Source organism: Streptomyces shenzhenensis (genome assembly GCF_021462265.1).
Classification (GTDB): domain Bacteria; phylum Actinomycetota; class Actinomycetes; order Streptomycetales; family Streptomycetaceae; genus Streptomyces; species Streptomyces shenzhenensis.
The window spans coordinates 73,740-95,291 of sequence record NZ_JAJONF010000008.1 but is presented as its reverse complement, the minus strand read 5'-3'; the positions used below and the strand labels follow the sequence as shown (position 1 = coordinate 95,291).

Sequence of the window (21,552 nt, the reverse complement as noted above, 5' to 3'; positions counted from 1 at the left end):
GGTGCGGGTCGCCGCCGGGACCGGACATGTTTACCCGGTGTTGGCACGGGCCGTCGACAAGGTGTCCGGTCCGCGTCAAGCGGCTCGACGCTGCGTCGATTGCCAGTCGGCAGGCGGGGGCGACATCCTTCAGAAGTGCGCCAGACCTCCTCCCAGACGCCCGGGTCCTCCCGTCGCTCCCTGCTGCGCGCGCTCGGCGGCACCGCCGCGCTCGGCGCCCTGGCCGGCTGCGGGGTGCCGGCCGCGTACGTCAAGGCCGACGACCGCGCCGTGAGCGACCTGTCCGCCAGGGACCCCAGACTGGTCTTCGCGAACTGGCCGCTGTACATCGACGTGGACGACGGCAACCCGGACAGGCGGCCCACCCTCGACGCGTTCGAGAAGCGCACCGGGATCTCCGTCGACTACATCGAGGAGATCAACGACAACGACGAGTTCTTCGGCAAGATCAGCCCGGCGCTGATGAACCACCAGTCCACCGGCCGGGACCTGATCGTCATCAGCGACTGGATGTGCGCGCGGTTCGTCCGCCTCGGCTGGGTCCAGAAGATGGACCGCGCCCGCCAGCCGAACGTCGCGAAGTACCTGGACCCGCTCCTGCGCTCCCCGGCCTTCGACCCGGGCCGGCTCTGCACCGTGCCGTGGCAGTCGGGCATCACCGGCATCGCGTACAACCGCAGGAAGATGGGCCGCGAGATCCGGCACGTCAAGGACCTGTGGGCGAGCGACCTCCGGGGCCGGGTGACCCTGCTCTCCGGCCTCGACGAGGCGTTCGCGCTGCTGATGCAGGGAAACGGCGTGGACATCACCAAGTGGACGGCCGACGACTTCTACGGCGTCTGCGACGAGGTGCAGCAGCAGGTCGACCGGGGCCAGATCCGCCGCTTCACCGGCAACGACTACACCAAGGACCTGGTCAGCGGCGACGTCCTGGCCTGCCAGGCCTACTCCGGCGACGTCATCCAGCTCCAGGCCGACAACCCCGACATCCGTTTCGTCGTCCCCGAGGAGGGCGCGGAGCTCTGGTCGGACTCGCTGATGATCCCGGACCGCGCCGCCCACAAGGCCAACGCGGAACGCCTCGTCGACTACTACTACACGCCCGAGGTCGCCGCCGAACTGGCCGCCTGGGTCAACTACGTCTGCCCCGTCCCGGCCGCCCGGCAGGTCCTCGCCGACTCCAGGGACAAGGACACCGCGGCCCTCGCCGACAACCCCCTGATCTTCCCCGACACGGGCATGCGCGAGCGCCTCGCCGTCGCCCGCGACATCACGTCGAAGGAACGGGTCGAGTTCGCCACGCGGTGGAACAAGATCGTGGGGTTGTAGGCCGGGACGGCACGGAAGCGGCGCCTGCACGTCCGGGGTGCCGAAGACGGGGTGGCCCGCCTGAGTCCGACCGCCTTCGGAGATGTGGCCGCCTCCGCGAGTGATCAATGGCCGATTCGGGGTTCCCCGCGTGACGAACCGGAGGCGTCGTGGGCGGGTCGGCTTTCCGGCTTCAGGTGGCGGAGTGGCAGCAGATCCTCCGGTGAAGCGTGGCACCGTCGACGGCTTCGTAGTTGCCACGGCCCAGGCATGACCCCGGTCCGTCAGCCGTCTGGAAAAGGCGGCGACCTGCTGCGAGAGGCGCTCCGGAGCGGCTATGCGGCGGCGGGCGACGCGCTCAGATTCCGACCTGCTCATTCCCTGAGGGAAGGAAGCCCGTGGACGACCTCAGCCAGGGCGAAGCCTGTGACGCGCGGGGCAGCAACTCACCCGCATCGCACCCGCGTACGGCCGCGACGAGTGACAGCGCGCCGCCAAGGCCGTTGCCCACCGGTGCCGAACTGCTCCAGAGCCTGCTCCATGGTCTCCCGTCGCTGCGGGCGTGCGGTCGGCGGCCGATGACCATGACGTAGATCATCGGGCAGGTCCAGCTCTGTCGGGATGCCGGCTTCGGCGGCGCCTACGACCGGCCCGCGCCGACGGCGATGTCGCGACCGCCGTAGACCACGCGCTTGACCTCGTGCACCACACCTGAGGTGAGAAGCTCGTGGTCGTGGCCATGACCACCACCCTTGTGGCGGCAGATCGCCCCGACGCATCGACAGGCTTCAGGCCGAGCGCGGCCGGGCCGACACCGAGGAGCGGTCGAGAGGAGTGCTCCGGGCCCTGGCGGGGGCTTCAGCCGTTGTGGGCGACCGGCTCGGGATCGGTGTCGAGTGCGTCGAGCACCGCGTCGCCGTTCGCCCGCGCCCACTCGGTCAGCATGTGGATCGGGCCGATCAGGGTCGCCCCGAGCGGGGTGAGCTCGTACTCGACGCGGGGCGGCACCTCGGAGTAGGCGCGGCGGTGGACGAGTCCGTGCGCTTCGAGACGTCGGAGGGTCTGGGTGAGCATCTTGCGGGAGATGCCGCCGATCAGGCCGATCAGCTCGCCATGGCGCACCGGGCCCTTGCTGAGGCCGTAGAGCACGACCACCGTCCACTTGTCGGCGATCAGCTCGACCGCCAGACGCGCCGGACAGTCGGCGAGAAAGAAATCATCGGGACCGAAACCGCTCATGGCGCCAAAGTAACCTGCGCCACAGGTACCTGTTGGTTCCTGTCGGAAACCTAGCGTGGTTCTCTCCCCCTCCCAGAAATGCCAGGAGAGTCATGCGAGTCATCACCCAGGAGACGCTCGGCGGTCCCGAGGTGCTCACCGTCGTGGACGCGCCCGAGCCCCGGCCCCTTCCGGCCGAGGTTCTCGTCCGAGTCAAGGCGATCGGGCTGAACCCGCTGGAGGCGCGGCTGCGCGCCGGCGAGTTCCCGCTGATCGGCCGGCCTCCGTTCGTCCTCGGCTGGGACATCAGCGGCGTGGTCGAACAGGCGCCGGGTACATGGCGGTTCAGGCCCGGTGACGAGGTGTTCGGGATGCCGCTGTTCCCCCGGGCTGCGAACGCGTACGCCGAGGTCGTGTCGGCGCCGGCCTTGCACCTGGTACGCAAGCCGGCGTCGCTCTCGCACGTCGAGGCGTCGGCGCTGCCGGTCGTCGGGCTGACCGCGTGGCAGGGCCTCGTCGATCTCGGCGGCGTGACCGAGGGCGACCGTGTCCTGGTCCACGGCGGTGGTGGCGGGGTCGGCCACGTCGCGATCCAGATCGCGAAGGCACTCGGGGCCCACGTGATCGCGACCGCGAGCGGGGGCAAGCGGACGTTCGTGGAGGGGGTCGGCGCCGACGAGGTGATCGACTACACGGCGGTCGACTTCACCGAGGCGGTCCGCGACATCGACGTCGTGCTCGACACGATCGGCGGCGACACCGTCGAGCGGTCGCTCGAAGTGCTCCGCCCGGGCGGTCACCTGGTGACGGCGGTCGCCGAGGAGGACACGGAGCTCATCGCGAGGTACGAGGCGGCCGGCATGCGCTTCAGCGGTATCGCGGTCGACCCCGATCCGGTCGCCCTGCGAGGTCTCGCCGAACTCGTCGAACAGGGCCGGCTCCGGGTCCACGTGCAGGAGACGTTCCCTTTCGAGCGCGTCGCCGACGCACACCGGCTGCTCGACGGCGGTCACCTCCAGGGCAAGCTCGTCCTCACCGTCTGATGTGAGCTTCGCGCTCTCTTTCTGCGGCTTTGGTGATGTTCCGCGCCGACTGGCAAGAAAAGGGGACGGTGCCGGGCGTCCCCTCCCGGCACCGTCCGGGGCCGTGCGCCGCTCAGGCACGGCCCGTGCTGGGGCGCGAAGGCCGGCACGTGTGCCCGGCCCGCCACCTTGTGGGGCTCAGGCGGCGCCCGCAGGATCTGAAGTCCGTCGCCCGTACGTGAGGGAGGCCTCGCCCGGGAACAGTTGGATCGATTCCGTGCCCTCAGGTGCCAACCATGAGTCCCGGTCACAACGGAAGCGAGCGCCTGCACGTCCGGGGTGCCGAAGACGGGGTGGCTCGGCGGTGGTGAAGTCGGAGCAGCGGGTGCCGCCTGTAAAACACGACATCCTATTGACAGGACGTTTGACTGCGGATGCAGTGTGCTGAGGACCGACTGGACGGCGCCGGACGCCGGCGCGGCTGAACGGGAGACACCCCACTCATGGCACTTCTTCAGGACAAGGTCGTTCTGGTCAACGGCGGCAGCCAGGGCGTCGGCGCCGGCATCGTGCGGGCGGCCGTACGGGAGGGCGCGACCGTCGTTCTCACCGGCCGCCGGGCCGAGACCGGCGAGCGGCTCGCCGATGAGACCGGCGCGCTCTTCGTACGGGCGGACCTCGCCGACCCGGCGCAGGCGCGCGACTGCGTGGCGCGCACCGTGGACGCGCACGGCCGGATCGACTGCCTGGTCAACGCGGCCGGACTGACGTCCCGCGGCTCGCTCCTGGACACCACGCCGGAGCTGTTCGACCAGCACATGGCGGTCAACCTGCGGGCGCCGTTCTTCTCGATGCAGGCGGCGGTGGCCGACATGGTCGCCCGCGAGGCACCCGGCACCATCGTCAACATCATCTCCAACTGCGCCCACGGCGGTCCGCCGTTCCTGGCGCCGTACTCCGCGGCCAAGGCCGGGCTGGCCGGGCTGACCCGCAACGCGGCCCACGCCCACCGCTGGGACCGGATCCGGATCAACGGCCTCAACATCGGCTGGACGGACACCGAGGGCGAGGACGCCGTCCAGCGCGCCTTCCACGGCGCGGGCGACGACTGGCGGGAGCGGGCCGCCGCGGCCCAGCCCATGGGCAAGCTCGGACAGGTCGACGAGATCGCCGACTTCGTCGTCTTCCTGCTGTCCGACCGCAGCGGGGTGGTGACCGGCTCGGTCATCGACTGGGACCAGAACGTCGTCGGCGCCCAGGACTGAGCCGAGAACGCCGCCGGGCGTCGGCCGCGGCGCGGCGCCCCACTCCCGGCGGGCCGAAGGAACCCGCCGCGTGCGGCGGCCGCGTCGCCGGGGGCTACGCGACGCCGCGCAGTACCGAGCGCAGGTGCTCGGCGCTGGCCCACACGTCCTCGACCGGCCCCTTCTCCTTGGGTTCTTCGGTGAGGATGGTGTCCTGTTCCAGGACGTACCAGCCGTCGTACCCGCGGGCGCCGAGGTGCGTGACGATCGCCTCGACGTCGACGTCACCGGCGCCCAGCGGGCGGTACATGCCGGCGCGGACGGCCTCGGTGTAGGTGAGGCGGCCGGACTGGACCTTGGCGGCGAGGGAGGCGTCCACGTCCTTCATGTGGGTGTGCGCGATCCGCTCGGGGGCCTGCCGGGTCAGCTCGGCCGGGTCCGTGCCGCCGATGAGCAGGTGGCCGGTGTCCAGGCAGAGGGAGATCGACGAGTGCTCCAGGACCCGGCGGACCTCGTCGCCGTTCTCGATCATCGTGCCGACGTGCGGGTGCAGGACCGCGCGGATCCCGCGCTCGGCGGCCAGCGCGGTCAGCCGGTCGAGGTTGGACAGGAGCAGCTTCCAGCCGTCCGCGTCGAGTTCGGGCCGGGAGTCGTAGCCGTCCTGGCCGGTGATGGCGGAGAGAACGAGGACCTCGGCGTCCGAGGCGGTGTAGCCCGCCAGGAGCTGCTCGGCCTCGGGCAGCGGGTCGTGGCCGGGCACGTGCAGCAGCAGCGGGGTGAAACCGCCGACGGCGTGCAGGTCGTGGTCGGCGAGGACGCGGGCCATCGCCTCGGGGGCGGCGGGCAGGAAGCCGTCCGGGCCGAACTCGGTGGCGGCCAGGCCGACCTCGCGCATCTCCTTCAGTACCCGCTCCGGCGTCAACTGGTAGCCCCAGCCGGGCACTTCACACACGCCCCAGGAGATGGGCGCGCCCGCGATCCGGTTCAGCTGTGGGGTGGTCATGCCGTGGCCTTTCGATGGGTCCAGTGGGGGCTTCGCCCGGTACGGCCGTCACGTCCTCGGCCCCGGCGAGCGCCACCGTGCCCGCCGCCGAGCCGCCGGTCCGTCTCGCACGACGGGTGGCCAGGCCGTTTGGCGTGCTCGCAACGCTAGGTTCGCGGGAGGGTTTGGTGAAGCCCCCGAATCCATCAATTTCCCGTCATCGGAGCCGTCATTTTTCCTGTTCGGCGTGCGCATGCCGACGCTCCCGAGGCTCCCGATGTTCGGGGGTGAAGGCCGTGCGGGCCAGGGAGGGCGGGCCGTGAGCCCGGACGGCGGAGGCCGGGGCCTTCTATCTCCAACCCGTGTTGTTCCTAGAATGGCCGAGTGGACGACATCGACGCGATCGCGGCGTTGCAGGATCCGGTGCGACGCCGGCTGTACGAGTACGTGGCGGCGCAGGGCCGCGAGGTCGGCCGTAACGAGGCCGCCGAGGCGACCGGGGTGGCGCGCACGCTCGCCGCGCACCATCTGGACCGGCTGGCCGAGGCCGGACTGCTCGACACCGGCAGCCGCCGCCTCACCGGGCGCTCCGGACCGGGGGCGGGCCGGCCCGCCAAGGTGTACACGCGGGCGCGGGGCGAACGGCTCGTGTCGCTGCCCGCCCGCGACTACCGCACCGCCGCCGAACTGCTCGCCGAAGCCGCCGAGCAGGCCGGTCTGGACGCCGGGCTCTGCGCGGCCGCGCGCCGCCGTGGCGAGGTCCTGCGCGGCTCGGCGGCCCCCTGCCGCGGCCTCGACGAGGCCATGGAGCTGCTCGCGGCCCGCGGTTACGAACCGCACCTGGAAGCCGCCGGGGACGCCGGGGACGCCGCGGCGGGCGTAGCGGCGGCCGGGGCGGCGGCGCCGGTCGTCCGTATGCGCAACTGCCCCTTCCATGCCGTGGCCGAACGCTTTCCGCCGCTCGTCTGCGGCATGAACCTCGCGCTGCTGGAGGGGCTGCTCGGCGCCGGCGGTCCCGTCCGGGCCCGTATGGACGCCCGGCCCGGCGAGTGCTGTGTGGTCCTGGAGCTTTCTAAAGACAACGATGATTGACATAGAAATGGGGGCGTGCTGACATGAGGCCATGACCGCATCCGGGTACGCCGCTCACCTCGCCCAGCTGAACGTCGCCACGCTCCGTTTCTCCCTCGACGACCCGCGCATGACGCCGTTCGTCGACATGCTCGACACGGTCAACGCCGCTGCCGACGACGCGCCCGGCTTCGTGTGGCGGCTCGTGGAGCAGGGGGCTGCCGACGCCACCGCCCTGCGCCCGGCGGGTGAGGACGTCATCGTCAACCTGACGGTGTGGGAGACCCGGGAGGCGCTGTGGGACTTCACCTACCGCAGTGAGCACCTGGACGTGATGCGGCGGCGCCGCGAATGGTTCCAGCGGCACGCCCAGGCGCATCTGGTGCTCTGGTGGATCCCCGCCGGTCACCTCCCGACCGCCGGCGAGGCCCTGGCACGGCTGGCGGACCTGCGCGCGCACGGCCCGTCGGCGCGCGCGTTCACCTTCGCCTCCTCCTACTCCGCCGCCGAGGCCGACCTCGGGCCGGGCCCCGCCCTCGAGACCGCGACAGGAGAACCGAGCCCGGCCTGACGGCGCAGGGGCGGGGCTCGGTGACCCGCGCAGGCCGTGACCGGCCCCGAGCACGATGAACTGCTCGCCGGCCACCCCGGCCGGCCGGACGCGCCGGCGCCGGGCGAGGCGGTGGCGGGCCGGCACCGCGAGCCCGCCGCCCCCCGGACAGCGCCCAGGACGCCGGTCAGACCGCGTCGACGGGCAGGTACACCGGCTCCCACATGGCGGACCTGACCCGCTTCTCCACGGAGTCGTCGACGGTCGTGCCGGCCACCCCGTCGGCGGCCGCGGCCCGGGCCACCGCCACGGCGACCGCCACCGAGGTCTCGCGCAGCTGGTCGGTGAGGGGCAGGATCGGCGCGCCGGGGCCGTCGGCGTCCGTCTGCCCGGCGACGGCGTGCGCGGCGGCGACCAGCATGCCGTCGGTGACCCGGGTGGCCCGGGCGACGATCGCGCCGAGGCCGAGGCCCGGGAAGACCAGCGCGTTGTTGGCCTGCCCGATCAGGTACCTGACCCCGTCCCGCTCGACCGGCGGGAACGGGCTGCCGGTGGCGATCAGGGCGCGGCCGTCGGTCCAGGCCAGCAGATCGGCGGGGACCGCCTCGGCCAGGTCCGTCGGGTTGGACATCGGCAGGATGATCGGGCGCTCGGCGTGGGCGGCCATCGCGCGGACGACCTCCTCGGTGAAGGAGCCGCCCTGCCCGGAGGTGCCGATCAGCACCGTCGGCCGGACCCGCGCGACGACCTCGGCCAGCGCGATGCCGCCCACCGTCTCGTCCCGCTGCCAGCCGGCGACCTCGGCGGCCGGACGGGCGTAGCGGACCTGGAAGTCGCGCAGGTCCCGCTGTTCCTCGGTGAGCAGGCCGTGGCGGTCGACGCCGAAGATGCGGGCGGTGGCCTGCTCGGCGGTCAGCCCGTCGGCGACCATGGCGTCCCGCAGCTGGTCGGCGACGCCGATGCCGGCGGTGCCCGCGCCGAAGATCACGACCCGGTGGTCGCGCAGCGGGACCCCGCTGGCCTTCACTCCGGAGAGCACGGCGGCGAGGTTGACGGCGCCGGTGCCCTGGATGTCGTCGTTGAAGGTGAACTCGGTCGGGCGGTAACGCTCCAGGATGCGGCGGGCGTTGGCGGGACCGAAGTCCTCCCAGTGCAGCAGGGCGTTCGGGAAGAGCCGGCGGGCGGTGCTGACGTAGGCGTCGATGAAGGCGTCGTACGTCTCCCGGTCCACACGCGGGTGCCGGTTGCCGAGATAGAGCGGGTTGTCGAGGAGTTCCTGACGGTTGGTGCCCACGTCCAGCATGACCGCCAGGGTGCGGTCCGGGTCGATGCCGGCGGCGGCGGTGTAGACGGCGAGCTTGCCCACCGAGATGTCGATGCCGCCCACGCCCCAGTCGCCGATGCCGAGGATCGCCTCGCCGTCCGTGGCGACGATCAGGTCCACGTCGTCCGGTCCCAGGCCGGCTGCGCCGAGCGCGCCCTCGATCTCCTCCGGGGCGTCCACCGACAGGTAGACGCCGGCCGGGCGCCGGTACTCGTTGCTGTAACGCTGGATCGCCTTGCCGACGGTCGGGGTGTAGACGATGGGCAGCATCTCGTCGAGGCGGTCGCAGAGCAGGCGGTAGAAGAGCACCTGGTTGCGGTCGTGCAGCGCGGTGAGGTTGACGTTCTTGGCCAGGTCGGTCGGCTGCGCCGCGTACTGCTGGTACGCCCGCTCGGCCTGCTGTTCCAGGGTCAGCACGGCCGGCGGCACCAGGCCCACCAGGCCCAGCGTCCGCCGTTCCTCGGGAGTGAAGGCGGTGCCCCGGTTGAGGCGGGGCTGGGAGAGCACGGCACGGCCGCGGGCGGTGGTCTGGATGCGCCCTCCGGCGGCATTCCACGTGGTCGTCATGTTCGGCTCCTTGCCGTTTCCGTATGGCTTCCAGGATCGCGTCCGGGCCGCTCCCAGTCGCTTCGGCCGCTCGGAGGCGCTACGGGGCGCTCCGAGAGGCTGCCGGCCGCTTTGGGGTACTTCCCGGCGAGACGCGTGACGCCTGCGAGCCTCGGCCGCCGGGCGGGCATGCGTCCCATGCCTGTAAAGCTGCAGAGCTGGAAGGGTGGTGATCCATCAGCTTCGCGCATGAGTACCGCGTCACCTGGCGGTTTCACGGATTCCCGGGTGGTGGACCAGGGCCCGGCCCGCCGCAGTCGCCCTGCTGTTGTCGTCGGGGTCACCCGAACCTGGTGGTGCCCGGCGGCGAGGCGTCCAGGCCGCCGCCCGGCGCGCCTCAGGCCGCCGGCCGGATCAGTCCCGACTCGTAGGCGAAGGTCACCGCCTGCACCCGGGCCCGGGCGCCGATCTTCGCGAGGACATTGCTGACATGGGTCTTCACCGTGGTCGGGGCGATGGACAGCCACTGGGCGATCTCGGCGTTGGTCCAGCCGGCGGCCACGGCGATGAGAACGTCGCGCTCGCGGCCGGTGAGGGCACCGGGCCCCGAGGCGCGGGGGAGGGGGCGGACGGTGTGCTGCTGGCGGACGGCGTCGATGAGCGCGCGGGTCAGCCCGGGCGTGATGACGGCGTCGCCGGCGGCGACCACCCGGATGGCCGCGGTCAGTTCGGCCGGGTCGGCGTCGTTGAGCAGGAAGCCGCCGGCACCCGCCCGCAGGGCCGCCCAGGCGTCCGCCTCCCGCTCGGCCGCGGTCAGCATCAGGACCCGGGAGACGGACGCCGCCTCGCCGGTGAAGCCGGGAGCGGGAGCGGGGGCGGGGGCGGAAGCGGAAGCGGGGGTGCGGGTCCGGGCGGCCGGGCGGGCGATGCGCCGGATGGTGTCGAGCACGTCCGCCCGGGACAGCCAGCCGTCCATGAGGACGACGTCGGGGCGGAGCGCGGCGCTCGCACGGATCGCCTCGTCCCCGTCCGCCGCCTCCCCGACGACCGTCAGGCCGGGCTCGGCGCTGAGGAGCATACGCAGGGCGAGGCGCTGGAGGGATTGGTCGTTGACGACGAGTACGGAGACCATGCCTGTCTTCTCCATGCGAGGTCCGTTCCGTGAACGAAACAGTTTCGTTCACATGCTACGCCTGGAGCCGCCGCGCCGGGAGAGGGGGCGGCTGCCCGACGTCCATGAGGACCCCACCGGGCCCCGGTGCGGCGGCGAGCCCCGGGCCCGCGCGCCGTGGTTCAGTCCCGCGTGGCAGTGGCAGTGGCAGTGGTCGAAGCCGCGGTCGTGGTCGAAGCCGTGGTCGAGGTCGAGGTCGAGGTCGTGGTCGGGCGGCGGGGCGGGGCGGGACCGGGACGTCTGGGGGCCGGTCTACTTGAGCGCGGCGCGTGCGATGCGCTCGGCGACCGGGTTCGTGTCCTCGCCCTTCGCGTCGGTGGCGTTGACGGAGTAGACGAGGGTTCGGCTCAGGTCCCGGGTGCCGGCGACGACCGCGCTGTAGCCGTACCGGGAGCCCGACTTGACCCAGTACACCCGGCCCTCGTACGCGAAGCGCTGCAGCCCGGCGCTGTAGGTGGCGCCCTCGATGCCCGCCGGGACCGTGAACATCTCCTCCAGTTGTGGTCCCGGCGGCACGATCCGTCCCCGGAAGAGGGAGGTGAGCAGCCGTTCCAGGTCGGCTGTCGTGGAGATCATGTCGCCGGCCGCGAACCGGTCCGCCTGGTTCCACTCGGTGACGTCCACGAACTCCGTCGTCCCGTCGGCCCTCGTCACCTTCTGGTAGCCGTGGTTGTGCGGGCCGTGGATCCGCGGGTCGGTGCCGGGGAAGCAGGTGTCCCGCATCCCGGCCGGGCGGAGGACCAGTCGCTCGGCCACCGAGGCGTACGACCGTCCGGTCACCTTCTCGATCAACAGCCCGAGCACGGTGTAGTTGATGTTGAGGTAGTCCTGCCGCGTCCCCGGCGCGAACTCGGGTCCCTTGGCCACCGCCGACCGCACGACCTGTTCCGGGGTGAGTGTGTCGAAGCGGTGTGCGTACTGCGCCTCGAAGGAGTCGCCCCAGCCGTCGCCCGCCCGGATGCCGCTGGTGTGGTTCAGCAACTCCCTTACGGAGATGGGCCGGAAGGCCCGGGTGAACAGGCCCGGGAGGTAGTGCTGGACGGGCGTGTCGAGGTCGACGCGGTGCTGTGCCGCCAGTTTCAGTACGACCGCCGCCGTCACCACCTTGGTCGTCGAACCGGCCCGGAAACGGGCGTCCGGGTCCGCCGCCCGGCCGCTCGCCAGGTCGTGCACGCCCGCGCTGCCCCGCCAGGCGCCGTCGGTGCCGCCCACCCGGACCAGCGCGGCGGTGGCGTCCGCGTCCGGCAGCCCGGCGATCGCGGCACGCAGCGCCTCGGCGTCCGGGCCGGCAACGGCCGGTACGGCGGCGCGGGCGGCAACTGAGGCTCGGGCTGCGGCGAAGGCGGGCGCGGCCAGCGGCCCGGCGGCGAGGGCCAGGGCGAGGGAGGCGGCGAGGACGGTGCTCCGGGGGTGGGCACGCATGCGTGAACTCCAGAGGAGACGAGGGCGGAAGGGACCCGGACATCCTCCGGCGACACGGCGGCCGGCCGGATCGTCGGCGAGGAGGGCGTGCGCCCCTGAGGTGTCACCCAGCAACTTCCGCTGAGCACAGGGAATTTGACGGGGATCATCCCTAGGGGCCGACTCCCGGTCCCGCCGCGCGGACGGCCGCGTGACGTTTCGCTGTGCACGAGCGGGGGCCGGCTACGGGGTGAGCGTCTTCCCGTCGCCGTGGGAAGCGGTGGAGAAGGACGTGCCGTACGGGCCGGTGCAGGGGGCGATTCGGCAGGGGCAGGTGCGGGACGACGGGACGGACTCGGCGCCCGTGCCGCGGTACGTGCCGCGGAAGACGCCGAGTGATCCCGCCGACGGTGCCTCAGAAGCCGGTCGCGTGGCCACGCACGGCGTTGAGCGCGTCCACCCTGTTCGTGGTGATCGAGTCGACGCCCAGGTCCAGCAGACGGCGCAACGAGCGCCGGGTGTCCGGGGTCCAGCACGAGACGAGACAGCCACTGCGGTGGACGTGTTCGGCCAGTGCGCGGTCGAGCAGGCTGAAGCGGTAGTTGAGGTAGCGGGGGCGGATCGCTTCCAGGAGCGCGGGGCGGGTCGGCGCCAGGGTCGTGCGGGTCAGCGCGATCTCGGCGGACCGGTCGGCCGCCCGGACCGCCAGCATCGCGACGGCGTCCCCCGTGTAGTAGACGCGGTCCGTCGCGCCGCACTCCCGGGCCACCGCCACGATCCGCGCCACCGCCCGCGCGCTCGGGTCCCCGGGCAGGTCGATCATCACCCGGCTGCCCGCCGTCGCCGCCAGCGCCTCGACGAGGGTCGGCACACCACCCGCGGTGAGGCCGCGCACCTCGTCCGCCGACAGGGCGCTCAGCGGACGGTCGTGCTCCCACAGCCGCTTGAGTGTGCCGTCGTGGAGGAGGACGGGAACGCCGTCGCGGGTGAGCCGGACGTCGATCTCCACCGCGTCCGCGCCCCGGCGGAGCGCGGAACGCAGGGAGTCGAGGGTGTTCTCGCGGAAGCGGTAGGGGTCGCCGCGGTGGGCCACGGCGGTCACGGTCTGCATGAGCCCATGGTCTCAGGGCCCGCGGGGGCCGTCAGGGTGCGAGCCACGCCTTCGTGTACGCGTCGATCTCGGCGGAGATCCTCGTCTTGCCCGACAGGTCCAGGAAGGACGCCTCCACCGCGTTCTTCGCGAGGTCCGCGAGGCCGCGTTCGTCGAGGCCGAGGAGGCGGGCGGCGACGGCGTACTCGTTGTTGAGGTCGGTGCCGAACATCGGCGGGTCGTCGGAGTTGACCGTGACCAGGACACCGGCGTCCACGAAGTCCTTGATCGGGTGCTCTTCGAGGGTGCGGACCGCGCGGGTGGCGATGTTGGAGGTCGGGCACACCTCCAGCGCGATGCGGTGCTCGGCGAGGTGGGCGAGCAGCTCCGGGTCCTGCGCGGAGCTGGTGCCGTGCCCGATCCGCTCGGCGCGCAGGTGGGTCAGCGCGTCCCAGACCGTGCCGGGGCCGGTGGTCTCGCCCGCGTGCGGGGCGGAGCGCAGGCCGGCCGCGATCGCCTGGTCGAAGTACGGCTTGAACTGCGGCCGGGGCACCCCGATCTCGGGGCCGCCGAGACCGAAGGAGACCAGGCCCTCCGGGCGGATCCGGTCGTCGGTCGCCAGCCGTGCCGTCTCCTCGGCGGCTTCCAGACCCGCCTCGCCGGGGATGTCGAAGCACCAGCGCAGCAGGGTGCCGAACTCGGCCTCCGCCGCCTTTCGCGCGTCCTCGATCGCGTCCATGAACGCCCGCGCGTCGATGCCGCGCCGGGTGGACGAGAACGGGGTGATCGTCAGCTCGGCGTAGCGCACCTGCTGGCGGGCCAGTTCGCGGGCCACCTCGTAGGTGAGCAGCCGAACGTCCTCGGGTGTGCGGATCAGGTCGACCACCGACAGGTAGACCTCGATGAAGTGCGCGAAGTCCGTGAACGTGAAGTAGTCGGCCAACGCCTCGGGGTCGGTCGGGACCTTGGAGTCGGGGTGCCGGGCGGCCAGTTCCGACACGATGCGCGGGGAGGCGGAGCCGACGTGGTGGACGTGCAGTTCGGCCTTGGGCAGTCCGGCGATGAAGGCGTGCACGTCGCGCACGGCGGCGGAGTCGGTGTGGCGGTCGGTCAAGGGTTCCTCCCCGGAACGGCGCGGGCCGCCTGCGGCGGGGTACGGCCGCGGGGCCCTGCGCGGTGATCGGCTGATCGGTGATCCGGGGTCATCGTAGGCCGGGCCGGGGCCGGTGTGGGGCCGGGCCGTAACATGACGGCGGCATGCGCGCGGGAGAGGGGACATCGCGAGATGGCTGACGAGGCGCCGAAGGCTCCGAAGGTACGGCTGGACAAGGGGGAGGGTGCCGGGGCGCAGGAACCGGGGCCGGTGACGGTGCCGCCGGGGGTCCACGACGAGCCCACGGCCGCGGCGATACCGGGGCCGGACACCTCCGCCACCACACCGCCGCAGGGCTGGGCCAACCCCTTCGCGGCGCCCTCCCCGCGGCCGGCCCCGCAGGCGAACCCCTTCGCGGCGCCACATCCGGCCGCGCCGTCGTCGCCCAACCCCTACGCCCCTCCCGCGGCGCAGCAGCCGCCCAGCGCGGCGGTGCCGCCACCGCCGATCGCCCCGAACGGGCCGGGGCCCGTGCCGTACGGCCATCCCGGGGCCCCTGGTCCCGGTGGCGCTCCGGTGCCGGGGTACGGCTACCCCGGCCAGCCGCTGCCGTCGTACCCGGGCGGGCCCGGGGGCTACGGCGGCTGGCCCGGGACGCAGCCGGGGCCGGACAACGGGCTGGGGACGGCCGCCATGGTGACGGGGATCATCAGCGCGGTCGGGTTCTGCCTGGCACCGGTCGCGCTGGTGATGGGGGTGCTGGCGATCGTGTTCGGGTCGATCGGGCGGGCCCGGGTCACACGAGGCCGGGCCACGAACGGCGGGCAGGCGCTGGCCGGGATCATCTGCGGGTCGGCGGGGCTGGTGCTCGCCGGTGCGTTCATCACGCTGATCGTGGTGGCGGGAGCGCAGGGGAGCCGATAGAGGTCGCCGGGTGGGTGGGGGCCGGCCGCGCCCACGCGGCGGAGCCGCACATCGATACAGCCCCGCGGCCCTTCAGGCAGGGCCGGTCCCGTCGGCGGAATCCACGCGCCCCTTCAGGCGGAACCGGTCTCCTCCGCCGCCAGGCGCTCCCGCGCCGCCATCAACGCGAACCCCAGCAGGTTCAGCCCCCGCCACCGCTCCGGATCATCCGCCCCCGCGTCCGTCGCCGTCAGGCCGATGCCCCATATCCGGTCCACCGGGCTCGCCTCCACCAGGACCCGGTCGCCGGTGCCCAGCAGGAAGTCCCGTAGCCCGGTGTCGGCGGCGAACTTGTGCACGCTGCCCTCGGTCACGAGCCCGAAGCGCTCCCGCCGCCATGTCTCCTCGTCGAAGCCGCGGACCAGCCGGCCCGCCTTCTTCGCCTCCGCGGGATGCTTCGCCGCCAGGACCGCACGCTCGGCCTCCGCGTCCCCGAAGAGCCGGGCCTTCCCCGCCATCATCCAGTGCTCGGCGGTCGCGTACTCCACCCCGTCGACCACGAACCGTGACGGCCACCACTGGCTCAGACAGCTCGCCGACACCCGCCCGTCCGGCCTCGGCCGGTGTCCCCAGAAGTGCAGGTACCTGATCCTGGCCCCCGCCTGGGCCGCCCTGATCAGGGCCTCCACAGAATCGATCGCCGCCATGCACGCCAGTCTGGCAGGCACCACTGACACTCCGTCCCTCCTTTTCGCTGCCTACTCGACACCTGGTTGACAGATTCCGTTGCTTAACCAAAAGGCAACAACGGAATCACTTGTTGCACTCCTTCTGCTCTGTCAGGATCGGCAGTCAAATCCAGCTGGAGCTACGCCACCCGCCTCTCGGGACGGGGTGACGGCGGAGGAGAAGCGACATGGACAACCCGGGCACAGCCACCCCGGAGACCTTCCCCGCACAGGAGCGGCTCGCCGGCGGCGCGCAGTACATCGCGGGACGGTTCGCCAAGGGCACGTCGGGCCGTACCCACGCCGTCGTCGACCCGGCCACCGGCATGGACGTGTACACGTACGAGCTGGCCGGCACCGAGGACGTCGACCGGGCCGTCGCCGCCGCGCGGGACGCCTTCCCGGGCTGGGCCGCCACCACCCCCGGTGAGCGGTCCGACGCGCTGCACCGGTTCGCCGCCGTGCTCGCCGACCGCGCCGAGGAATTCGCCCGTGCCGAGTCCCTCCAGTGCGGCAAGCCGCTGAAGCTCACGCGCGAGTTCGACGTACCGGGGACCATCGACAACACCGCGTTCTTCGCGGGGGCGGCCCGGCATCTGCAGGGGCAGGCCGCCGCCGAGTACTCCGGCGACCACACGTCGTACGTCCGCCGGGAGCCGATCGGCGTCGTCGGGTCGATCGCGCCCTGGAACTATCCGCTCCAGATGGCCGCCTGGAAGATCCTCCCGGCGATCGCCGCCGGCAACACCGTCGTGCTGAAGCCGGCCGAGCTGACCCCGCTGACCTCGCTGCTCTTCGCCGAGGCCGCCACCCTCGCCGGTATCCCCGACGGGGTCGTCAACATCGTCACCGGGACGGGGAAGGAGGCCGGTGAGCACCTCGTCGGGCACCCCGACGTCGCCATGACGTCCTTCACCGGCTCCACCGGTGTCGGCAAGCGGGTCGCCGAGGTCGCGACCGCGACCGTCAAGCGGCTGCACCTGGAGCTCGGCGGCAAGGCTCCCTTCGTGGTGTTCGACGACGCCGACCTCGAGGCGGCCGTGCACGGTGCCGTGGCCGGGGCGCTCATCAACACCGGGCAGGACTGCACCGCCGCCACCCGCGCCTACGTGCAGCGGCCGCTCTACGAGGCCTTCGTGGAGCGGACGGCGGAGCTGATGGAGACCGTGCGGCTCGGCGATCCGTTCGCTCCCGGTACCGATCTCGGGCCGCTGATCTCGCGCGCCCAGCGGGACCGGGTCGCCGCCTTCGTGGAGCGGGCGCGCGGTTACGCGCGCGTGGTGACCGGCGGTGAGCCGCCGCAGGGGGAGCTCAAGAACGGCGCGTACTATCGGCCCACCCTGATCGCCGACGCGCCGCAGGACAGCGAGATCGTCCAGTCCGAGATCTTCGGTCCGGTGCTGGTCGTCCTGCCGTTCGACAGTGATGATGAGGGCATCCGGCTGGCCAACGACACCCCCTACGGCCTGGCCGCCTCGGCGTGGACCACCGGCGTCTACCGGGCGAACCGGGCGACCCGCGAGATCAAGGCGGGGTGCGTGTGGGTCAACGACCACATTCCGATCATCAGCGAGATGCCGCACGGCGGCTACAAGGCGTCCGGCTTCGGCAAGGACATGTCGGTGTACTCGTTCGAGGAGTACACCCAGGTCAAGCACGTTATGTTCGACAATACGGCGGTGCCGCGGAAGGACTGGCACCGCACGATCTTCGGGGACCGATAGTCACTACTCCGGCCGTTCGTCACGGCCCCCTTCCCGAAAGGGCAGCAAGCGTATGAGGCAGTACGAGCCCGACCGCCCGACCCCGGTCGAAGCGGCCGCCATGCGGCGCAGTCTCCGCTCCGGCCGGGCCGCTCTGGCCCGCCGGTCGTTCCTGGGCGGCGCGCTCGCGGTGGGCGGTGCCGGGGCGCTGAGCGCCTGCGGCATCCCCGCGGCAGGCAAGTCCCAGGGCGGGGTCTCCGCCGACGACCACTCGGCCACGGAGAAGGTCGTCAACTTCTCCAACTGGCCCGAGTACATCGACGTCGACGACAGCGGAAAGGTCCACCCCACCCTGGACGCGTTCCGCAAGCGGACCGGCATCACGGTCAAGTACACCGAGGACATCAACGACAACGACGAGTTCTTCGGCAAGATCCAGCCGCAGCTCGCCGCCGGCCAGGACACCGGCCGGGACCTGATCGTCCTCACCGACTGGCTGGCCGCCCGCATGATCCGGCTCGGCTACGTCCAGAAGCTGGACGCGTCGAACCTGCCGCACGCCTTCGCCAACCTGTCGGACCAGTTCCGCAGCCCCGACTGGGACCCGGGCCGGGCGTACTCCTACCCCTGGCAGGGCATCTCGACGGTCGTCGCCTTCAACAAGAAGGCGCTGAACGGCGTCGAGGTGAAGTCGGTCTCCGACCTGCTCGACAACCCCGCCCTCAAGGGCCGGGTCGGCCTGCTGACCGAGATGCGCGACACCGTCGGCATGACCATGCTCGACATGGGCATCGACCCGGGGAAGTTCACCAGCGACAACTACGACGCGGTGATCGCCCGGCTGCAGAAGGCCGTCGACAAGGGGCAGATCCGCCGGTTCACCGGCAACGACTACACCTCCGACCTCAGCAAGGGCGACCTGGCGGCCTGTGTCGCCTGGGGCGGCGACATCGTGCAGCTGCAGGCCGACAACCCGCACGTCGGGTACGTCATCCCGGACAGCGGCTACATGACGTCGACCGACAACCTGCTGATCCCCAACAAGGCGCGCCACAAGACGAACGCCGAGCGGCTCATCGACTACTACTACGAGCCCGAACCGGCCGCCGAACTCTCCGCGTACGTCAACTACGTCAGTCCGGTCGCGGACGTGAAGCCGTACCTTGCCAAGATCGACAAGTCGGCGGCCAGCAATCCGCTGATCGTTCCCGACAAAGCCATGGGGGCCAAGTCCCGTTCCTTCCGCGCCCTGAGCTCGAAGGAAGAGACGGCCTACCAGCAGAAGTTCGCGAAGCTCACAGGGGCGTGACGACATCATGACGACAGACAGCAGCGGCGACGTCCGCCTCACCGGCATCGGCAAGACCTACGACAACGGCTTCACCGCCGTACAGCCCATGGACCTGACCGTGCCGCAGGGCTCCTTCTTCGCCCTCCTCGGTGCCTCCGGCTGCGGCAAGACCACCACCCTGCGCATGATCGCGGGGCTGGAGGAGCCGACCAGCGGCACCGTGCACCTCGGCGACCAGGACGTGACCCATCTGCCGCCGTACAAGAGGCCGGTGAACACGGTCTTCCAGTCGTACGCCCTCTTCCCGCACCTCGACATCTTCGAGAACGTCGCCTTCGGTCTGCGCCGGCGCGGCATCAAGAGCGTGAAGAAGCAGGTCGAGGAGATGCTGGAGCTGGTCCAGCTCGGCGAGCAGGCGCGCAAGAAACCGCACCAGCTCTCCGGCGGCCAGCAGCAGCGGGTCGCGGTGGCGCGGGCCCTCATCAACCACCCCAAGGTGCTCCTCCTCGACGAGCCGCTCGGTGCCCTCGACCTCAAGCTGCGCCGCCAGATGCAGCTGGAGCTCAAGCGGATACAGACCGAGGTCGGCATCACCTTCATCCACGTCACGCACGACCAGGAGGAGGCCATGACCATGGCCGACACGGTCGCCGTGATGAACGCGGGGCGCGTCGAGCAGCTCGGCTCGCCGGCCGATCTCTACGAGAACCCGAACACCACCTTCGTGGCGAACTTCCTCGGCACCTCGAACCTGATCGAGGCCGAGGTCGACACGAAGAACGGCGACGACATCGTCCTGAGGGCCGGCGGCGGGAAGCTGGTGCTGCCCGGCGCGCGATGTTCGGCGCCGACCACGAACGGCGGCAAGGTGCTGGTCGGGATCCGGCCCGAGAAGATCTCCCTCACCCACGCGGACGACGCGGGATCGGTGCCCGAGGGCCGCAACCGGATCACCGGCAAGGTCGTCGACGCCAGTTTCATCGGTGTCTCCACGCAGTACGTCATCGACAGCCCGGTCTGCGAAGAATTCGCGGTGTACGTGCAGAACGTCGAACGCGACGGCCGGCTCGTGCCGGGCGCCGACGTCGTCCTGCACTGGAGTCCGGCCCACACCTTCGGTCTCGACGCCGCCCAGGACATCGACGCCGGCACCGAGGAGGAGGCCGCCTGATGGCCACGCTCTCCGAGGCGCCCCCGCCCCTGGCGCCCGCCGAACCCGAGAAGGCGAAGTCCCCGCGCAGGCGCGGCAAGTGGACTCCCTACTGGCTGCTGCTGCCCGGCATCCTCTGGCTGGTCGTCTTCTTCGCCCTGCCGATGGTCTACCAGGCGTCCACGTCCATCCAGACGGGCTCCCTGGAAGAGGGCTACAAGGTCACCTGGCACTTCGCGACCTACTGGGACGCGCTGAGCGAGTACTGGCCGCAGTTCCTCAGGTCCGTCTTCTACGCGGCCGCCGCGACCGTGCTGTGTCTGCTGCTCGGCTACCCGCTGGCCTACCTGATCGCCTTCCGCGCCGGACGCTGGCGGAACCTGATCATGATCCTGGTGATCGCGCCGTTCTTCACCAGCTTCCTGATCCGCACCCTGGCCTGGAAGACGATCCTGGCCGACAACGGCCCGGTCGTGCACGTCCTGAACTCGCTGCACATCCTGAGTCTCACGGACTTCCTCGGCTGGACGGCCGGCGACCGGGTGCTGGCCACACCGCTCGCCGTGGTCTGCGGTCTGACGTACAACTTCCTGCCGTTCATGATCCTGCCGCTCTACACCTCGCTGGAGCGGATCGACGGACGGCTGCACGAGGCCGCCGGCGACCTGTACGCCAAGCCGTGGACGACGTTCCGGAAGGTCACCTTCCCGCTGTCGATGCCGGGCGTGGTCTCCGGCACGCTGCTGACCTTCATCCCGGCCGCCGGTGACTACGTCAACGCCGAACTCCTCGGCTCCACCGACACCCGCATGATCGGAAACGTGATCCAGACGCAGTTCCTGCGGATTCTCGACTACCCGACAGCGGCCGCGCTCTCCTTCATCCTCATGGCCGCGATCCTCGCCATGGTCACCTTCTACATTCGCCGGTCCGGGACGGAGGATCTGGTCTAAATGCCCTTCGTCAACTGGCTCAAGAAGAATCTCGTCGTCATCGCGGGACTGCTGACCCTCGGATATCTCCTGCTTCCGAACGTCGTCGTCACGGTGTTCTCCTTCAACAGACCGAAGGGGCGCTTCAACTACGAATGGCAGCAGTTCTCGCTCGACGCCTGGAAGCAGCCGTGCGGCGTCGCCGACATGTGCGGCTCGCTCTCCATCAGCCTCCGGATCGCCGCCCTGGCGACCATCGGCGCCACCGTGCTCGGCACGATGATCGCCTTCGCGCTGGTCCGCTACCGGTTCCGCGCCCGCGGCGCCGTCAACTCGCTGATCTTCCTGCCGATGGCGATGCCCGAGGTCGTCATGGCGGCCTCGCTGCTCACCCTGTTCCTCAACATGGGCGCGCAGCTCGGCTTCTACACCATCCTGATCGCCCACATCATGTTCTGCCTCAGCTTCGTCGTCACCGCGGTCAAGGCGCGCGTGATGTCGATGGACCCGCGCCTGGAGGAGGCCGCCCGGGACCTGTACGCCGGACCGGCGCAGACCTTCCTCCGGGTCACCCTCCCCATCGCGGCCCCCGGAATCGCGGCGGGCGCGCTGCTCTCCTTCGCGCTCTCCTTCGACGATTTCATCATCACCAATTTCAACGCGGGCTCCACCGTCACCTTCCCCATGTTCGTCTGGGGTTCGGCACAGCGCGGCACCCCCGTCCAGATCAATGTCATCGGTACGGCCATGTTCCTGCTCGCCGTACTGCTCGTCCTGACCTCGATGCTCGTCACCAACCGCCGCAACAGGCAAAAGGCATAACCC

At 71.4% G+C, this 21,552-nt stretch carries 19 protein-coding genes; 11 read left to right on the top strand and 8 right to left on the bottom strand.

Annotated elements, in window-relative coordinates; translation table 11 throughout:
* The first annotated feature begins 135 nt into the window (after positions 1-135).
* A complete protein-coding gene (locus LQ326_RS13675; RefSeq protein ID WP_234536099.1) occupies positions 136-1,329 on the top strand; it encodes an ABC transporter substrate-binding protein in 1,194 nt (397 codons plus the stop codon).
* An 837-nt stretch (positions 1,330-2,166) separates the two neighbouring features.
* Here the strand turns inward: LQ326_RS13675 and LQ326_RS13670 are convergent.
* Positions 2,167-2,547, bottom strand: coding sequence for a winged helix-turn-helix transcriptional regulator (locus LQ326_RS13670; RefSeq protein ID WP_234536097.1), 381 nt, complete (start codon positions 2,545-2,547; stop codon positions 2,167-2,169).
* A gap of 92 nt (positions 2,548-2,639) precedes the next feature.
* On the opposite strand from LQ326_RS13670, the gene LQ326_RS13665 reads away from it, so the two are divergent.
* Entirely contained in the window at positions 2,640-3,569 is a 930-nt protein-coding gene (locus LQ326_RS13665; RefSeq protein WP_234536096.1) for an NADP-dependent oxidoreductase, read from the top strand.
* A 482-nt stretch (positions 3,570-4,051) separates the two neighbouring features.
* A complete protein-coding gene (locus LQ326_RS13660) occupies positions 4,052-4,813 on the top strand; it encodes an SDR family oxidoreductase (protein WP_234536094.1) in 762 nt (253 codons plus the stop codon).
* A 94-nt stretch (positions 4,814-4,907) separates the two neighbouring features.
* Here LQ326_RS13660 and LQ326_RS13655 read toward each other — a convergent pair whose 3' ends face one another.
* Positions 4,908-5,795, bottom strand: coding sequence for a sugar phosphate isomerase/epimerase family protein (locus tag LQ326_RS13655; RefSeq protein ID WP_234536092.1), 888 nt, complete (start codon positions 5,793-5,795; stop codon positions 4,908-4,910).
* A 363-nt stretch (positions 5,796-6,158) separates the two neighbouring features.
* Here LQ326_RS13655 and LQ326_RS13650 point away from each other — a divergent pair, with 363 nt between their 5' ends.
* On the top strand, positions 6,159-6,866 hold the full coding sequence (locus tag LQ326_RS13650) for a helix-turn-helix transcriptional regulator (protein WP_234536090.1): 708 nt from the start codon (positions 6,159-6,161) through the stop codon (positions 6,864-6,866).
* Between the two features lie 31 nt (positions 6,867-6,897).
* Positions 6,898-7,416 (top strand): DUF3291 domain-containing protein, encoded by a 519-nt coding sequence (locus tag LQ326_RS13645; protein WP_234536088.1) that lies wholly within the window; start codon positions 6,898-6,900, stop codon positions 7,414-7,416.
* A gap of 166 nt (positions 7,417-7,582) precedes the next feature.
* On the opposite strand, the gene LQ326_RS13640 is transcribed toward LQ326_RS13645, so the two are convergent.
* The 5 genes from LQ326_RS13640 to LQ326_RS13615 form a co-directional block, all read right to left on the bottom strand.
* Complete coding sequence (locus LQ326_RS13640) at positions 7,583-9,286, bottom strand: NAD-dependent malic enzyme (protein ID WP_234536087.1); 1,704 nt, start codon at positions 9,284-9,286, stop codon at positions 7,583-7,585.
* A 376-nt stretch (positions 9,287-9,662) separates the two neighbouring features.
* The gene (locus LQ326_RS13635; RefSeq protein WP_234536402.1) at positions 9,663-10,397 is read right to left on the bottom strand and encodes a LuxR C-terminal-related transcriptional regulator; all 735 of its coding nucleotides are present in this window, start codon (positions 10,395-10,397) and stop codon (positions 9,663-9,665) included.
* Between the two features lie 291 nt (positions 10,398-10,688).
* Positions 10,689-11,858 (bottom strand): serine hydrolase domain-containing protein, encoded by a 1,170-nt coding sequence (locus tag LQ326_RS13630; protein WP_234536085.1) that lies wholly within the window; start codon positions 11,856-11,858, stop codon positions 10,689-10,691.
* Between the two features lie 394 nt (positions 11,859-12,252).
* The gene (locus LQ326_RS13620; RefSeq protein WP_234536081.1) at positions 12,253-12,948 is read right to left on the bottom strand and encodes a glycerophosphodiester phosphodiesterase; all 696 of its coding nucleotides are present in this window, start codon (positions 12,946-12,948) and stop codon (positions 12,253-12,255) included.
* Positions 12,949-12,979: 31 nt separating this feature from the next.
* On the bottom strand, positions 12,980-14,116 hold the full coding sequence (locus LQ326_RS13615) for an adenosine deaminase (RefSeq protein ID WP_234536400.1): 1,137 nt from the start codon (positions 14,114-14,116) through the stop codon (positions 12,980-12,982).
* Between the two features lie 96 nt (positions 14,117-14,212).
* Between LQ326_RS13615 and LQ326_RS13610 the strand changes: the two genes are divergently transcribed.
* Positions 14,213-14,944, top strand: coding sequence for a DUF4190 domain-containing protein (locus tag LQ326_RS13610; protein ID WP_234536420.1), 732 nt, complete (start codon positions 14,213-14,215; stop codon positions 14,942-14,944).
* A 113-nt stretch (positions 14,945-15,057) separates the two neighbouring features.
* Here LQ326_RS13610 and ybiA read toward each other — a convergent pair whose 3' ends face one another.
* Positions 15,058-15,630, bottom strand: a complete 573-nt coding sequence (ybiA, locus tag LQ326_RS13605; RefSeq protein ID WP_234536078.1) for a riboflavin biosynthesis intermediates N-glycosidase — start codon at positions 15,628-15,630, stop codon at positions 15,058-15,060.
* Between the two features lie 209 nt (positions 15,631-15,839).
* Between ybiA and LQ326_RS13600 the strand changes: the two genes are divergently transcribed.
* Genes LQ326_RS13600 through LQ326_RS13580 form a run of 5 tightly spaced genes read left to right on the top strand, consistent with a single transcriptional unit; the run spans position 15,840 to position 21,549 of the window.
* Entirely contained in the window at positions 15,840-17,375 is a 1,536-nt protein-coding gene (locus LQ326_RS13600) for a gamma-aminobutyraldehyde dehydrogenase (RefSeq protein WP_234536075.1), read from the top strand.
* 52 nt (positions 17,376-17,427) lie between these two features.
* Complete coding sequence (locus tag LQ326_RS13595) at positions 17,428-18,663, top strand: ABC transporter substrate-binding protein (RefSeq protein ID WP_234536073.1); 1,236 nt, start codon at positions 17,428-17,430, stop codon at positions 18,661-18,663.
* Between the two features lie 7 nt (positions 18,664-18,670).
* Positions 18,671-19,816: an ABC transporter ATP-binding protein gene (locus LQ326_RS13590; protein WP_234536071.1), complete on the top strand. Its 1,146-nt coding sequence runs from the start codon at positions 18,671-18,673 to the stop codon at positions 19,814-19,816.
* Complete coding sequence (locus LQ326_RS13585; protein WP_234536069.1) at positions 19,816-20,748, top strand: ABC transporter permease; 933 nt, start codon at positions 19,816-19,818, stop codon at positions 20,746-20,748. Before LQ326_RS13590 ends, LQ326_RS13585 begins: the two co-directional genes overlap by 1 nt.
* Positions 20,749-21,549, top strand: a complete 801-nt coding sequence (locus tag LQ326_RS13580) for an ABC transporter permease (RefSeq protein WP_234536067.1) — start codon at positions 20,749-20,751, stop codon at positions 21,547-21,549.
* Positions 21,550-21,552: the final 3 nt, after the last annotated feature.